Source organism: Pannonibacter indicus (assembly GCF_001418225.1).
In the GTDB taxonomy this organism is placed as follows: domain Bacteria; phylum Pseudomonadota; class Alphaproteobacteria; order Rhizobiales; family Stappiaceae; genus Pannonibacter; species Pannonibacter indicus.
This window is the reverse complement of record NZ_LIPT01000003.1, coordinates 71928-86283: the sequence shown is the minus strand read 5'-3', so window position 1 is coordinate 86283 and position 14356 is coordinate 71928. Positions and strand designations below refer to the sequence as shown.

Annotated in this window: 14 protein-coding genes; 2 read left to right on the top strand and 12 right to left on the bottom strand. The window is 62.6% G+C overall.

Annotated elements, in window-relative coordinates:
* Window positions 1-8: 8 nt before the first annotated feature.
* Window positions 9-527: a peptide deformylase gene (gene def / locus ASC48_RS06195; protein ID WP_055454926.1), complete on the bottom strand. Its 519-nt coding sequence runs from the start codon at window positions 525-527 to the stop codon at window positions 9-11.
* Window positions 528-677: 150 nt separating this feature from the next.
* Here def and ASC48_RS06190 point away from each other — a divergent pair, with 150 nt between their 5' ends.
* A complete protein-coding gene (locus tag ASC48_RS06190) occupies window positions 678-1862 on the top strand; it encodes a DNA recombination protein RmuC (protein ID WP_055454925.1) in 1185 nt (394 codons plus the stop codon).
* 103 nt (window positions 1863-1965) lie between these two features.
* Here the strand turns inward: ASC48_RS06190 and ASC48_RS06185 are convergent, their stop codons facing one another.
* The 3 genes from ASC48_RS06185 to ASC48_RS06175 all read right to left on the bottom strand — a co-directional run bounded on the left by ASC48_RS06185 (window position 1966) and on the right by ASC48_RS06175 (window position 4685).
* Complete coding sequence (locus ASC48_RS06185) at window positions 1966-2841, bottom strand: C40 family peptidase (protein ID WP_055454924.1); 876 nt, start codon at window positions 2839-2841, stop codon at window positions 1966-1968.
* 33 nt (window positions 2842-2874) lie between these two features.
* A complete protein-coding gene (locus ASC48_RS06180; RefSeq protein ID WP_055454923.1) occupies window positions 2875-3225 on the bottom strand; it encodes a MarR family transcriptional regulator in 351 nt (116 codons plus the stop codon).
* 62 nt (window positions 3226-3287) lie between these two features.
* Complete coding sequence (locus ASC48_RS06175; RefSeq protein ID WP_055455266.1) at window positions 3288-4685, bottom strand: leucyl aminopeptidase family protein; 1398 nt, start codon at window positions 4683-4685, stop codon at window positions 3288-3290.
* Between the two features lie 205 nt (window positions 4686-4890).
* Here ASC48_RS06175 and ASC48_RS06170 point away from each other — a divergent pair, with 205 nt between their 5' ends.
* Entirely contained in the window at window positions 4891-5697 is an 807-nt protein-coding gene (locus ASC48_RS06170) for a tetratricopeptide repeat protein (RefSeq protein ID WP_072242543.1), read from the top strand.
* Window positions 5698-5711: 14 nt separating this feature from the next.
* Here ASC48_RS06170 and ASC48_RS06165 read toward each other — a convergent pair whose 3' ends face one another.
* From ASC48_RS06165 to ASC48_RS06130, 8 genes are all read right to left on the bottom strand, one after another.
* The gene (locus tag ASC48_RS06165) at window positions 5712-6692 is read right to left on the bottom strand and encodes a type II secretion system F family protein (RefSeq protein WP_055454922.1); all 981 of its coding nucleotides are present in this window, start codon (window positions 6690-6692) and stop codon (window positions 5712-5714) included.
* Window positions 6693-6701: 9 nt separating this feature from the next.
* Window positions 6702-7634, bottom strand: coding sequence for a type II secretion system F family protein (locus tag ASC48_RS06160; RefSeq protein WP_341860374.1), 933 nt, complete (start codon window positions 7632-7634; stop codon window positions 6702-6704).
* A gap of 89 nt (window positions 7635-7723) precedes the next feature.
* A complete protein-coding gene (locus ASC48_RS06155; RefSeq protein WP_055454920.1) occupies window positions 7724-9214 on the bottom strand; it encodes a TadA family conjugal transfer-associated ATPase in 1491 nt (496 codons plus the stop codon).
* Between the two features lie 32 nt (window positions 9215-9246).
* Window positions 9247-10539 carry a CpaE/TadZ family protein gene (locus ASC48_RS06150; protein ID WP_055454919.1) on the bottom strand — a complete coding sequence of 431 codons (1293 nt, stop codon included), beginning with the start codon at window positions 10537-10539 and terminating at the stop codon, window positions 9247-9249.
* A 21-nt stretch (window positions 10540-10560) separates the two neighbouring features.
* Entirely contained in the window at window positions 10561-11247 is a 687-nt protein-coding gene (locus tag ASC48_RS06145) for a CpaD family pilus assembly protein (protein WP_082440014.1), read from the bottom strand.
* Window positions 11248-11269: 22 nt separating this feature from the next.
* Window positions 11270-12700, bottom strand: a complete 1431-nt coding sequence (locus ASC48_RS06140; RefSeq protein WP_208975572.1) for a type II and III secretion system protein family protein — start codon at window positions 12698-12700, stop codon at window positions 11270-11272.
* A gap of 49 nt (window positions 12701-12749) precedes the next feature.
* Entirely contained in the window at window positions 12750-13532 is a 783-nt protein-coding gene (gene cpaB / locus ASC48_RS06135) for a Flp pilus assembly protein CpaB (RefSeq protein ID WP_055454917.1), read from the bottom strand.
* Window positions 13533-13778: 246 nt separating this feature from the next.
* Complete coding sequence (locus ASC48_RS06130) at window positions 13779-14294, bottom strand: A24 family peptidase (protein WP_055454916.1); 516 nt, start codon at window positions 14292-14294, stop codon at window positions 13779-13781.
* Window positions 14295-14356 lie beyond the last annotated feature (62 nt).

Sequence of the window (14356 nt, the reverse complement as noted above, 5' to 3'; positions counted from 1 at the left end):
CTGCCGTGTCAGGACTTGCCCGTGGTGCGGGCCTGTTTCCGGAACTTCTTCACCACCCGGTCGCGCTTCAGCTTCGACAGATAGTCGATGAAGAGCTTGCCGTTGAGATGATCCAGCTCGTGCTGGATGCAGGTGGCCAGAAGCCCGTCGGCCAACAGCTCCTGCTGCGCACCTTCCCGGTTCTGGAAGGTCACGCGCACGGAAGCCGGGCGCTCCACGTCATCGTAATATTCGGGGATCGACAGGCAGCCTTCCTGATAGACCGACAGCTCCGGTGAGGACCAGACGATTTCCGGATTGATGAAAACCATGGGCGCCTTCGGCTGGCCTTCCTTGGCCACGTCCAGCACAAAGATGCGTTGCAGCACCCCGATCTGGCTGGCGGCAAGGCCGATGCCCGGCGCATCATACATGGTGTCCAGCATGTCGTCGGCCAACTGGCGGATGTCATCGCCAACGGCGGCAACAGGCGCGCAGATCTGCCGCAGCATGGGATCGGGAAGGGTGATGATGGTGCGTTTCGTCATGTGATCCAGATAGGCAAAGGCGGTTAGCCGGTCAACGCGTTTCCTGAAGGTTGCCGCTGTTGACAGACATGTTTCAGTCTTCTGTGCCCTCCTCACGCCCCCTGAAACGCCAAGGCTGTTCCAGCGTCCGAATCGTTCTATGTTTGTTTCATGCAAGACACGGTTTTCATTATCGGCACCCGATCCGTCAGCCTGCTGGAAGCCAGCGTTCTCGTTGCGCTTCTTTTGCTGGCTTTTATCACCCTTCTGGTGGTCAGCGCCCTGCGCCAGATCAAGGCACGGGCCACAAGCGAGGCCATTGCGGCGGACAGGATCGAGGAACTGGAGGAGCATCTGGCGCGGATGCTGCGCTCGCAGGGAGAAATCACCGGGCGCATGCAGACCATGGCCGAGGTGTTCTCCAGCCGGCAGGGCGACATGATGCGCGCCGTCAACGAGCGGCTGGATGGCATGGGCCACAAGCTGGGCCTCTCCATGGCCGACACCACCCGGCAGACCCATGACGGCCTGCGCCAGCTGCACGAGCGGCTGGCGGTGATCGACCGGGCGCAGAAGACCATCACGGATCTCTCCGGTCAGGTGGGCCAGTTGCAGGCGATCCTTGCCAACAAGCAGACGCGCGGCGCCTTCGGGCAGGGGCGGATGGAAGCCATCATTCAGGACCAGTTGCCGCCGTCCGGCTACAGCTTTCAGGCCACGCTCAGCAGCGGCTCACGGCCCGACTGTCTGGTGCACATGCCCAACGGCGCGCCCCCGCTGGCCATCGACGCCAAGTTCCCGCTGGAGGCCTACAATCTCCTGCGCAAGGCCCAGTCGGAGGAGGAGCTGAAACAGGCGCAGGCACAGTTCCGGCGTGATTTCACCAAGCACATTCAGGACATCCGCGAGCGTTACCTCATTCCCGGAGAAACGCAGGATACCGCCTTCCTCTTCGTGCCATCGGAAAGCGTCTTTGCGGAGCTCAACGAGAATTTCGAGGATCTGGTTCAGAAGGCTCACCGGGCCCGCGTGGTCATCGTCTCACCGTCGCTGCTGATGCTGTCCATTCAGGTCATTCAGGCGGTGCTGCGCGATGCCCGCATGCGCGAGCAGGCCCATCTCATTCAGGCCGAAGTCGCGCATCTCACCGCCGACATCGCCCGCCTCAACGACCGCACCGGCAAACTGCAGGCGCATTTTGCGCAGGCCAGCAAGGACATCGACCAGATCCTCATCTCCACCGACAAGATCTCGAAGCGGGGCCGCAGGATCGAGGAGCTGGATCTTGGTGAAGAGCGTGGCGAGGCCATGTCTTCTTCAGGGGAGCGTGTGCGGCTGATGGCGGGGGAGGAATAAGGGCTGCCGCCTGAGTGAGGCGGAAGGTAATGCACCCCTGACAGGTTCCGGCACCGGGGCCGGGACGGCGCGAAACGCGGGACGGTTCCCGCGTCGATTCCCCTCAAAGCCGCCGGATCGAGGTCAGTGCGCCGTATTCCTTAGCGCCGATGCGGGCAAGGGCGGCGTCGAGGGGTTCCTGCGAAACGGTCATGGTGTAACCGTTGGCATGGGTGAGGACGGTGGGGCTGCTGAGCACACCAACGTGACCGCGCCAGAACAGAAGATCTCCCCGCCGCAGATCCCGCGGCAGCGGGCCGCCTTCCGTGAAATCCAGACGCTCACCGGCTTCGGCTTCCTGCATGTCGCTATCACGTGGCAGGGCGTAGCCGGCAAAAGACGCGCAAAGCTGGATCAGCGCCGAACAGTCGAGCCCCAGCGAGGATTTGCCACCCCACAGATAGGGCGTGCCCAGAAGGCTTTCGGCAATCGCCACCCAATCCGGCTCAATCGCGCCCACCGGCACCAGATGACCGGCCACCACAGCCGAACCATCGGACAGAAGCGCATAGGCAAGACCGCGCGTTTCCGCCTGCCCCAGGACACGCACCTTCGCACCGAGAGACAGATGCCCCAGGGCCGGAAGCCGCAGGTCGGCGCCCGGATAGCGGAAGGTGCGCAGCGCCCGCACCACATGGGTGGCCTCCTCCACCGGCGCCAGAGCATCGGAAGGAAGCCAGCCGACATAACCGTCGCCATCCAGCTGGCCCCAGGCCCAGCCCTCGGATGTGGTTTCATAGACCATGACCGTTTCGCCATGGAGCGCCTGTGTGTCCAGCCCGCAATCGGGGCGCGGCTCCTTGCGCAGCGCCACCACATCCGCCGCAATGCGCATGCGTTCGCCATCGGCAAGGCGGCGCGGGCTCACCCGGCCCTCATAGGTGCGGGCGGCAAGATCCGGGCGCACGGGGTGGCGGCGGCGGTCGAGCGTGTCAGACATGGGCATTCCTCAAAGGCAATCGAACCAGGAAGATCAGCGCGGCAGTTCCTTGGCCTTTTCGGACACCAGATCGCCCAGCCGGTCAAGATAAAGCGCGCCCTCAACGGTGCGGGTGATGATGACGTTACGCTTGTCGGCCTCGTCACGCTTGCGCGAAAGAAGCCGCATGCTGCCGAGCGTGTCCAGCGCACGGGTGATGGCGGGCTTGGTCACGTTCAGCTTTGCTGCCAGCCCGCGCACGGTGTGCGGAGGCGGCTCCAGATAGACCGTGAGCAGGATCGTCATCTGGCGGGCGGAGAGATCCTGCTCTCCGTCACGCACCAGTTCCAGATTGACTTCGTGCCACAGCCTAAGCGCCTGCGAGGCGCGGATCTCCACTGCCATATGCGGCGCTTCCCCGAATCCCGTTCAGATCCGGAGAAAAGCACGAAATCGTTTCGGATGCGTTATTTACCCGCGCCGTAGCGTGCTTCCAGCAGGGAGAACAGCGCCCGGATCGCCTGTGCCTCGCCGCCAAAGGGCTTGCCGGGCCGCTCGACCGGTGTCCAGGCGAAGATGTCGAAATGCGCCCAGGCCTTGGCCTTGGCAACGAAGCGGGACAGGAACAGCGCCGCCGTCACCGACCCGGCAAAGCCGCCGCCGGACTGGTTGACGTTATTCATGTCGGCAGTCTTGCTGTCGAGATACTTCATGTAGGGCTGCCACAGCGGCAGGCGCCACAGCGGATCGTTGACCTTTTCCGCGTGGGCCGCGACTTCTCCCGCAAGAGCTTCGTCAGCGGTGTAGAAGGGCGGCAGATCCGGGCCGAGGGCCACACGCGCCGCACCGGTCAGCGTTGCCATGTCGATCAGCAGATCCGGCGCTTCCTCATCGGCCAGCGTCAGCGCATCAGCCAGCACCAGGCGGCCTTCTGCATCCGTGTTGCCGATCTCGATGGTCAGGCCCTTGCGGCTAGGCAGGATGTCGCCGGGGCGGAAGGAATTGCCCGAGATGGCATTTTCCACCGCCGGAATGAGCACGCGCAGGCGCACCGGCAGGCGCGCGTCCATGATCAGCGAAGCAAGGCCGAGCACATTGGCCGCACCGCCCATGTCCTTCTTCATCAGCAGCATGGAACTGGACGGCTTGATGTCGAGGCCGCCGGTGTCGAACACCACGCCCTTGCCCACCAGCGTGATCTTCGGATGACTTTCCTCGCCCCAGCTGCAATCGATGAGGCGCGGCGCCCGCGGGCTGGCGCGGCCCACCGCATGGATCATCGGAAAGCCTTCCTCCAGCAGTGCATCCCCGCTGATGACGCGCGACGCACCGTCATGAGCGCTGAACAGGGCGCGGGCAGCGCCTTCCAGCTCATCCGGCCCCATGTCATTTGCAGGCGTATTGACCAGATCGCGCACCAGCGACACAGCCCGCACGATCCGGGCCACACGGCTCAGCACCGCCTCATCGGCAACGCGGAAACGCGGCAAAGGCTTGGGCGCTTCAGAGCGGTACCGGTCGAACCGGTAAGCCGTCAGGCCGATCGCGACAAGCGCCTTCTCCGCTTCCGGGAAACCTTCGGCCAGCACGTAATCCCCTTCCGGCAGGGCATTTGCCAGTGCGCCCGGCGCAAAGGAATCGGTCAGGCCAGTGTCACCGAAGCCGAAGAGGACCGCAGCCTGGGTGCCATCCGTGGCCGGAACCAGCAGGATGGATCCGGCAGATGCCTTGTAACCCTGCAGTCTGGCCCATGCCTCCGCCGTCCCGCCAATCCGGGCCAGAACATCGGGCAAGGTGGCCGGAGTTACGGCCTCGACAGGCACGGGCGTCAGGCTCGCATCGCTTGGCAGAAGAGCATGAGGCATGTTCATTTCCTTCCAATGACCCTCAGGATTGTTACCAGTGGTAATGCCCCGGGGCGGCGAATGCAATCACGTGCAAATGCCTCCAGACATTAAGCTTTCGCAATCTGCAGCAGGTTAACCATACATTAGGGTTAACAAGCTATTTCTGTCATCTGGTCAAATCGGCGGGCCTCGCCGCAAGAGCAGGTTGCACAGGGAGCTGGTCATGGAACAGGCTGGGAAACTCTGGACAGGGTATCGCGCCGCAAAGGCTGGCCGCATTGCCATGGCCGCGCTCGCCGTGGTCCTGACCGCGGGCTGCAACTCCACCCGGCAGCAGACCAGCACCAACTCCTCTGCCACTGCCGCTTATGTGCAGCCCGGTTCGGCCGAAGCCATGCGCGAGGTTTCCGCATGGTCCAGCGCCTATCAGCGCAGCCCGGATGACCGGCAGGTGATCATCGGTTTTGCCAACGCCCTGCGCCGCAACGGGCAGACCGAGCAGGCGATGGCGGTGCTGCGCACAGCCATCATCAAGCACGGCTCTGACCGGGACATCGCATCGGCCTATGGCAAGATCCTCGCCATGAACGGCAACCTGCAGGAAGCGCTGAATGTGCTGCAGAATGCCCAGACCCCGGCCACGCCTGACTGGCGCCTGCTTTCGGCGGAAGGCGCGGTGCATGACCAGATGGGCAATCCGCAGCGGGCACGGGCACTCTACAATCAGGCGCTGAAGATCGTGCCGGAAGAGCCGGCTGTACTCAACAATCTGGGTCTTTCCTTCCTTCTGACCGGTCAGGCACCGGACGCGGAATATTATCTGCGCCGTGCTGCTGCGAGCCCGCGTGCCGACAGCCGCATCCGTCAGAACCTTGCGCTGGCGCTGGGTTTGCAGGGTAAATTCGCCGAGGCCCAGCAGGTGGCGCTCAATGAGCTGGACCCGCAGCAGGCTGAGGCCAACATCGCCTATCTGCGAGCCGTCCTCGCCGCCCGGAATCCGCAGCAGGGCAAGCCCCAGAGACAGGGCTGAGCGGCACTGCAATCTCAGCGGAAGGTTGCCATCACCTGCATGACCGCAGGCCCCATGATCACGGCAAACAGGACCGGCAGAAAGAAGATGATCATCGGCACGGTCAGCTGCGGCGGCAGTGAGGCTGCCCGTTTCTCGGCCTCCTGCATGCGCTGTTCGCGCACGTCATCGGACATGACCCGCAAGGCCTGACCAACCGGCGTGCCGTAGCGCTCGGCCTGAATGAGCGCCATGGTGACGTTCTTCACAGCCGGAATACCTGTGCGCGCTGCCAGATTGAGATAGGCCTGCCGCCGCTCCTGCAGGAACGACAGTTCGGCATTGGTGAGGGTGAGTTCCTCGGCGAGCGGCACCGACTGGACACCAATCTCCTCAGCCACCCGGCGGAAAGCCGCCTCGATGGACATGCCGGATTCCACGCAGATGAGCATCAGATCCAGCGCATCCGGCCAGGCACGGCGGATCGACTGCTGCCGTTTGGAGATGACATTCTGGACATAGAGATTGGGGAGAAAAGCGCCGACCCCGCCAGCAAAGAGCGCAATGCACAGTTTGGTCAAGGGCGGAAGAGAGGGCGGCATGACCGCAAAGCCGTAAAATAGCACCAGCACGAAGAGCACCAGCGGCACCACAAGCCTGGACAGCACAAAGGTATAGAGCGGCGCAGGCCCCCGGAAACCGGCCATGCGCAGCTTGTTGTTCGTCTGCTCGTCGGCAAAGGCCGTCTTGAGGTTGAGCCTGTCCACCAGATTGCGGACCCGGTCCTTCGGCTGATTGCGCAAGGAAACCCTGGCCTCGGCCTTCTCGGTGGCAAGGCGGGCTCTTTCACGGGCGCGCATCTTCTCACGCTCGAGCGCAACCGACTTCATCCGGCTCTTCAGGCCATCGCGCTCCAGCACCGGCAGGACCAGGGCAAACACCGTACCTGCGACCGCAACCATCGTCAGCGCAGCGACGAGGAACTGGGAATCGAGGAAGAAGCCGAAAAGCGTCATGCCCCCCCCCTAGAAATCGAAATTGATCATTTTGCGCATGACGAGCACTCCGATGAGCATCCAGACAGCGCTGCCCGCAAGAATGTAATGCCCCCCTGTCGTGGTGAAGAGAAGAATGATGTATTTTGGAGCAACCGTATAAAGGATCAGTGTAACGATAATCGGCAAAGAACCGATAATGGCCGCGGATGATTTAGCCTCCGCGCTAAGAGCCTTGATCTTGCCTTTCAGCGCCTTGCGGCTGCGCAGAACCCTGGCGAGATTGCTGAGTGCCTCAGACAGACCGCCACCGGCCTGCTGCTGAATGGCAACGACGATCGCAAAGAAGTTGGCTTCCGGCAAAGGAATACGGTCCGGCAAACGGGCAACGGCATCCGTCAAGGATATGCCCATGACCTGGGCCTCGACGATCTTGCGGAACTCGGTCGCCACCGGTTCCCGCGATTCCGCGGCCACAATGCGGATGCAGTCTGTCAACGGAAGCCCGGCCCGGACGCCGCGCACAATAATGTCCACGGCGTTGGGCAACTCGTCGATGAAGTTGTTCAGGCGCCGTTTGCGCCGCATGTTGAGATAGAAGCGCGGCACGCCCAGAGCGCCGGCAAAGCCGAGAGCCAGGGCGATCAGCAGCGATCCACCTGAGATGATCAGCCCCAGGAACAGCAAAACTGCGGCGCATGCGGCGCTGAAATACAGGAAATGCTTGCGCTCCCAGTCGAGCCCCGCCTGTTCCATCCGCGCGGCAAGCGTCAGGCTGCTGGCTTTCTTCTGCCGCGCCTTCTGCTTGTCCTCGAATTCCTTGAGCTGGTCCTGCACCGATTTGCGGCGCCGGTCCGCGTCGCGCTGCGGACGGCGGTCGGCAGCAATCACGTCCCGCGCCGCGATGGTCTCAAGGCGCTCCTTGCTCTTGCGCGATCCGTTGAGCAGCGGCTCCAGCAGCACATAGAGGATACCTCCGATGCTGAAGGCAACAAGCAGCGCTGCCGCCAGATTGGCCGTCTCCGGGCTCAGGGTGATGCCAAAGATCTCCATCAGCCCATCTCCGGCGCTTCGGAGGCATCAAGTGCCGCAGCCAGCCGCTGTTCCTCACCGTAATAACGGGCACGGTCCCAGAACCGCGGACGGCCAATGCCAGTGGACCGGTGGCGGCCGATAATGCGGCCCTGCGCATCTTCGCCCAGGATGTCGTACAGGAAGATGTCCTGCGTGATGATCACATCGCCTTCCATGCCCATCACCTCGGTGACGTGGGTGATACGGCGGGAACCGTCACGCAGGCGTGCGGCCTGCACGACCACGTCGACGGAGGACACGATCATCTCTCGCAGGGTTTTGGAGGGCAGCGAGAAGCCGCCCATGGTGATCATCGACTCAAGACGCGACAGGGCTTCACGCGGCGAGTTGGCGTGCAGCGTGCCCATCGAGCCGTCATGACCGGTGTTCATGGCCTGCAGCAGATCGAAAGCCTCCGGTCCGCGCACTTCGCCGACAATGATGCGTTCCGGGCGCATGCGCAGGCAGTTCCGGACGAGATCACGCATGGTGATTTCGCCTTCACCTTCGAGGTTCGGCGGCCGGGTTTCCAGCCGGACCACATGGGGCTGCTGCAGCTGCAGTTCGGCAGAGTCTTCGCATGTGATGATGCGTTCGGACGTGTCGATATAGGCGGTGAGACAGTTCAGCAGCGTCGTCTTGCCAGAGCCCGTGCCCCCCGAGACCAGCACGTTGCAGCGCGAGCGGCCGATGATCTGCAGCACCACAGCGCCTTCCGCCGAGATCGATCCATAGCGGACAAGCTGGTCGAGCGTCAGCTTGTCGCGCTTGAACTTACGGATGGTCAGCGCCGGCCCGTCAATGGCAAGCGGCGGGGCAATGACGTTGACGCGCGAGCCATCCGGCAGGCGGGCGTCGCAGATCGGACTCGATTCATCGACACGGCGGCCCACCTGGCTGACGATGCGCTGGCAGATGTTCATCAGCTGCGCATTGTCGCGGAAGGTAATGCCCGTTTTCTGCATCTTGCCGCCGGTTTCGATGTAGACCGTATGGGCGCCATTGACCATGATGTCGGCAATGTCGTCACGTGCCAGCAACGGCTCCAGCGGCCCGTAGCCCAGAACGTCGTTACAAATGTCCTCCAGCAGGTCTTCCTGCTCGGAAATGGACATGACCACGTTCTTCAGCGCGATGATGTCATTCACCACATCGCGGATTTCATCGCGCGCATCTTCCGGCCCGAGGCGGCTCAGCTGCGACAGATCGATCGCCTCAACGAGTGCGCTGAAAATGGCTGCCTTCGTGGCGTAATATTCAGGTGAGCGCTTTCGCAGGCGGTCTTCTGCCGGCGGCTCTGCTGGCGGAGGAGACGCCGGCGCAGCAGGTCTTGCAGCCGCAGCTGGAACATCCCGCAGATCATTGATCAGCTGAGCAGCCTGATCCGGTGCACGCGAAACCGGTGCCGCCGGACGGATCTGACCGCCCTGCTCCGTTCCGCTTGTGGGTGTACCGCGCCTGCCAAACATCTGCAGCTCTTGCTCCTGCGGCTCTCAGGCCATTACTTGCCCTTCCTGAGCAGATCCATAAGGGCCGCCACCGGCGAGCGCCGGCCCCGTTTGATTTCACCCCGGCCCGACACGGTATGGGCGATCTGCGAAATCAGGTCATTCACCGCGTGGCGGGAATCCAGTTCACCAATCATCTGGCCGTTGTTGGCCGCGGTTCCGAACAGATGCGGATCAAAGGGAATGGCTGCCAGAACCGGGAGATTGAGCGCCTTGGCAAATTCTTCCGGCTTGATTTCAGGCCGCTTCGGCATGCCGACCCTGTTGAGCACAAGATGGGGCGGATGGTCGTTGGGGCGCATCTGCCGCAGCGTATCGACCAGGTTCTTGGCATTGCGCAGGTTTGCGAGGTCCGGTTCGGCCACCATCACAACATCGTCGGAAATCTGCAGCAGATGACGGACCCAGTTGTTCCAGGCATGAGGCAGATCCAGCACAATGGCAGGCGTGCCCTGCCGCATCACATCCACCAGCGGATCAAACGAGGTCTCTGAGTAATCGTAGCCGCGCTCCAGCGATGCGGGTGCAGCCAGCAGACTGAGGTGATCCGTGCAGCGCGACAGGATGCGGTCAAGAAAGGTCTCATCCAGCCGCTCTGGCGCGGAGACGGCTTCATAGACCCCCTGGAGCGGGTCCTGATTGTAGTCAAGACCGGCCGTCCCGAACGGCAGGTCAAGGTCAGCCAGCACAACTTCGCTGCCGAAGGCACGGGCCAGGCTCCAGGCCACATTGTGAGACAGGGTCGAGGACCCGCATCCTCCCTTGACCCCGAAAAAGGCCATCGTCCGGCCCAGCGGCTCGGACTGGGGATCGCTGTAGAGCGAGCCGACGGCACCGATGACCTGCAGGATCGAGACAGGGGCCACGAGATACTCGCTGACACCACGCTGGATCAGGTCACGGTAGAGTGCCACATCATTGATGCGCCCGATGACGATCACCTTGGTGCCGGTATCACAATACTCGGCCAGCCGGTCCAGATCCGCGACAAGGCTCTGCTGGCTCGCACCGCATTCGATGATGATCAGATTTGGCGTCGGAGCCTGTGAAAAATGCTCGATTGCCGCCTGGATGCCACCCATGTGCACCTTCAGGTGTGCCTTGGTCATGCGGCGGTCTTCACCGGCAGCCTCGATGGTGCGCGCCGTCTCCGCGTCCATGCAGAAGGCCTGTACGGAAATGCGCGGCACCGGGCGGATATCCGGCACAGGCTTGTGGGATGCCTCGCTGGCATAGCCGTCTTCCGGTTCCTGCATGACCCAATTCTGGCCGCTTGCATTGCTCATGCCGCCCTCCTCGCCATGCCCTCAGTTGTTGCCTACGCCGGAGACATTGGCACCGGTACCTTCCTTGTATTCCGCCGCCGTCTGCTCGCCCTTGCGGTACTTTTCGAGCACAACTCCGCGCCTGTTCTGATCCGAAGCCCCAATCGCGCGCGGACCCATGAGGTCCGCCGGATTGGCGGCCATGGCGGCAAGATTGGACTGCGTTGCGCAGCCGAAATCGTAGTAATCGCTGTTGGGACCGATGGTGCTGGCGATATTGTCCGGCCAGGTACCACAGGGACCGGTGGACGCCTTCACCCGGGCGTAGGACAAGCGGACCGGGGTCGAGATCCGCGCATCTGCGACGCCATAGCTGCGGACCTGCACGTTCCGCTGCGCCACACCGCCCTGGACAAGCGCCGCCCGGATTTGCGGCACCACCGTGCTTGCAGCAATCTCATTGGCCGAGCCGGACGGCACCAGCACTTCGACCGTTGACGCGCCCGACGCGCGCGCTTCGGCACCATACTGGGCGATCCGGGCGGAGTAATCGCGGCCAAGATTGCGGGTTGAGGCCGCCAGCGGAATGTCGAGAACCTCCGCTTGCTCGGTGATCATGATCGGATGCCTGACCCGGTAGTCGTTGGATGCCATGACAGCGGGCGTGGGCTGGGTCTGGCAGCCGGCCAGAACCGCTGCGGCACAAGTGAGAAAGGCAGCTTTCCCCATCAAGGTGCGCTTGGCTTGTTCCCTATTCATAGATGAACCCCACCTGACCCTGATAGCTGCCCGGCACCGGAGCACCGGCCGTGTTGAACACCCGGTTCAGCTGATTGAAGAAAATGGTCTCGCCATCCGACGGCGGTGCAAAGTTGCTGTCCGGCCGGACAAGCGCGCTCTGCGCAACCGGCTTGACGACATAGGGCGTGACGAAAACCACCAGCTCCGTCTGCTGGCGGAGGAAGTCACGGCTCTTGAACAGCGCCCCCAGCACGGGGATCTGCATGAGACCGGGCACACCGCTCAGGGTCTGGCGGTAGCTCTCCTTCAGCAGGCCCGCCATCACCAGTGTGCCGCCGGAGGGAAGCTCAACCGTCGATTCCGCCCGGCGCACCTTGATCGCCGGTATCGTGATGCCGTTGGTTGTCACAGCCCCTTCATCCGAAAGCTCGCTGACTTCGGTCTTGATGCGCAGGCTGACATTGCCTTCGTTCAGAACAACGGGCGTGAAGTCGAGGCCAACACCGAACTGCTTGAATTCAACACCGAGCTTGTCGTTGTCATAGCTCACCGGGATGGGAAACTCGCCGCCGGCAATGAAGCTGGCGTTTTCACCGGAAATGGCGGTCAGCGTCGGTTCGGCCAGAGTGCGGATGACACCGTCACGCTGCAAGGCCCTGATCTGCGCGGAAAAACTGTTGCCTCCGGAGGAGAAAGAACCCAGCAGGCTGCCCTGCGACGTAATCCCGGTATTGACGGGGAAGCTGGCCGCATTGGCGATCCCCAGTCCGAAGCTGCCGCTCGACAGCGTTCCGGACATGGTGACGCCAAGCTGCTTGATGACCGAGCGGTCCACTTCCGCCACGGTTACCTTGAGCTGGATCTGATCCTTGCCGCCGACGGAGATCATGTTCAGAACCGGCTGACTGGAGGAGCTTCCCCCCTCCCCATTGCCCTGTCCAAGAAAACGGCTGGCCAGATCGGCAGCCTTCTGGGCATCCGCCGTGCTCGGCGCCGTTCCGGAAAGCACCACGCTGCCATTGAGCGAATCTGCGCGAATATCGGTGTTCGGCATCAGCTTGCGGATGATGGCATTCAGGTCCGAAGTATCCGGTTCAACCCGCACGCTGAAGCTTGCAATCTCGCGGCCAGTGGTACCGAAAAGCACCACGCTTGCCTGACCTGCCCTGTTGCCCACCACATAGATCCGGTTGCGGCTGCGCACCGTCGCATTGGCGATCTCGGGCTCCGACACCAGCACATCAGCCACATCTTCGGCGACATCAACCACCACGGAGCGGCCAAGGCCGACACGCAGGATACGCTCGCCTGCCCTTTCGCCGGCAGCAATGCTGACAGATTTCGGGAACCCTTGGGCAACGGCGGGCGCCGGAGTGCCAAGGAAGGCACCAAAAGCCAGTTGTCCCGCCATCAGCATGATGGCCAGCCATCTGCCTGTCATGGCCTTTTCCTTCCCGTTTTCTGTCCCGCCATCAACACGCATCGCCGCCTCACTGTCCTGCGCCGTTGCTGGAGACGCCGTAGCGGACAAAATTGACGCTGCCCCTGTCCCGGCGCGATGCGCTGTCTGCGGCATCGTCAGCAGAATCCTCGGCACTGCGCAGTGTCAGCGAGATTTTGCCAAGCTGCTGAGCCTGGGCCACCACCTCGGCCTGTTCGGGGGAAAGTTCCAGCGTGGCCGTGCGGTCCGGCTGCAGAGATTTGCCTTCCCGCTCTCCGGCAATGACTGCGTCAATGGCAAGCACCCTCACATTCTGCAGTATCGTCTCGGCAACGGCGCTCGTGACGCTGCCCTGCACAGTTCTGGTGAGGATCACGTCAACCTTGTTGCCCGGCAGAATGAAGCCACCGGCCATCGTCTCGGTTTCGACCGAAACGGCAATAGCGCGCATGCCCTTGGGCAGCACGGATGCCATGTAGCCATTCGCTGCGGTGATCAGGCGCTGCTCGCGCAGCGGTTCGCCGTTGTAGAGTGGCGCCTTGGCAACCTGCCCCGCCATGGAGCGCTCGGCATCAGGCTGCTGGTCGCGGGTGACCGCGCCGGCCGGCACCACATCTCTCGGCCATTCGACCCATTTCAGATCATGGGACTGCAACAGTTCGCCCGGCTTCACGTCACGCGTGACGATTAGGACGGGCACCGTTGGCTGTGCGGCGGCCTCTGCCTGAACCGGTGCGGGCTGTTCGGGAGCACGCGACGACATCACCATGCGCGCCGCGAGAAGTCCCGCGCCGATCGCGATGCCGAGCACCAGAAGCCTTGCATGTTTCATCGCAACTCATCCACCAACACAGGCCAGCCCTTTGCAGGCTCGCTGTTAATGTGGCAGGCAATTCGTCAAAACATAGTTAACCAAGGGTGAGGAATGTTGGTTAACCCGTTTTAACGCCTTACGAACTTCCTCAACGTGGCGCAGAAGAAGTCTATTCAGGCAAACAAGGGCTATAGCCAGCGTGTTATACCAAGGCCCTGAATGCGGGACGCAACATGCCTTGAATTTGCCCGGACGCCGCGCGGGTTAGAGCCAGCTGCCGAGCAAAATGAACCAATGACTGGAGGGGTAAACGTGCAGCGCGGCCGCTGCGAGGGCTATTCCGTAGGGAATACCGGACTTCTGGTCAAGCAGCCGGGCTGACCAGTCATGACGTCCCAGCATTTCAGGGACGAAGGGCATCTGGCGCAGCTGCAAGAGGCCCAGAGTGAGGACCATGCCATAAATTGCGGTGAGAAGCACGAACTCGGTCAAGGACTGGCCAAGTCCGAACCACAGAGCGGCGGCGGCTGCGAATTTGGCATCACCGCCACCCATCCAGCCCATGGCGAACATCGCAAAACAGACGGACAGCACGAGCGCACCTGCGGCAAGGTGCAGGCCAAACACAGAAACAGGCATGCCCGTCGCGGCCGCCAGTATGCAGAAGGCACCGGCGAGCAGGAGAGACACCCTGTTGGGGATCGTCATGGTCAACAGATCAGACGAGGCAGCAAAGGCGGCCAGAACCGGAAAGACGACGAGAAGGGCTGCTTCAATCATCCTGTTCCTCCGGGTTCAAGGATTAACAGCAAGGCACTGACATATTCGAGTGCCAGATGGGC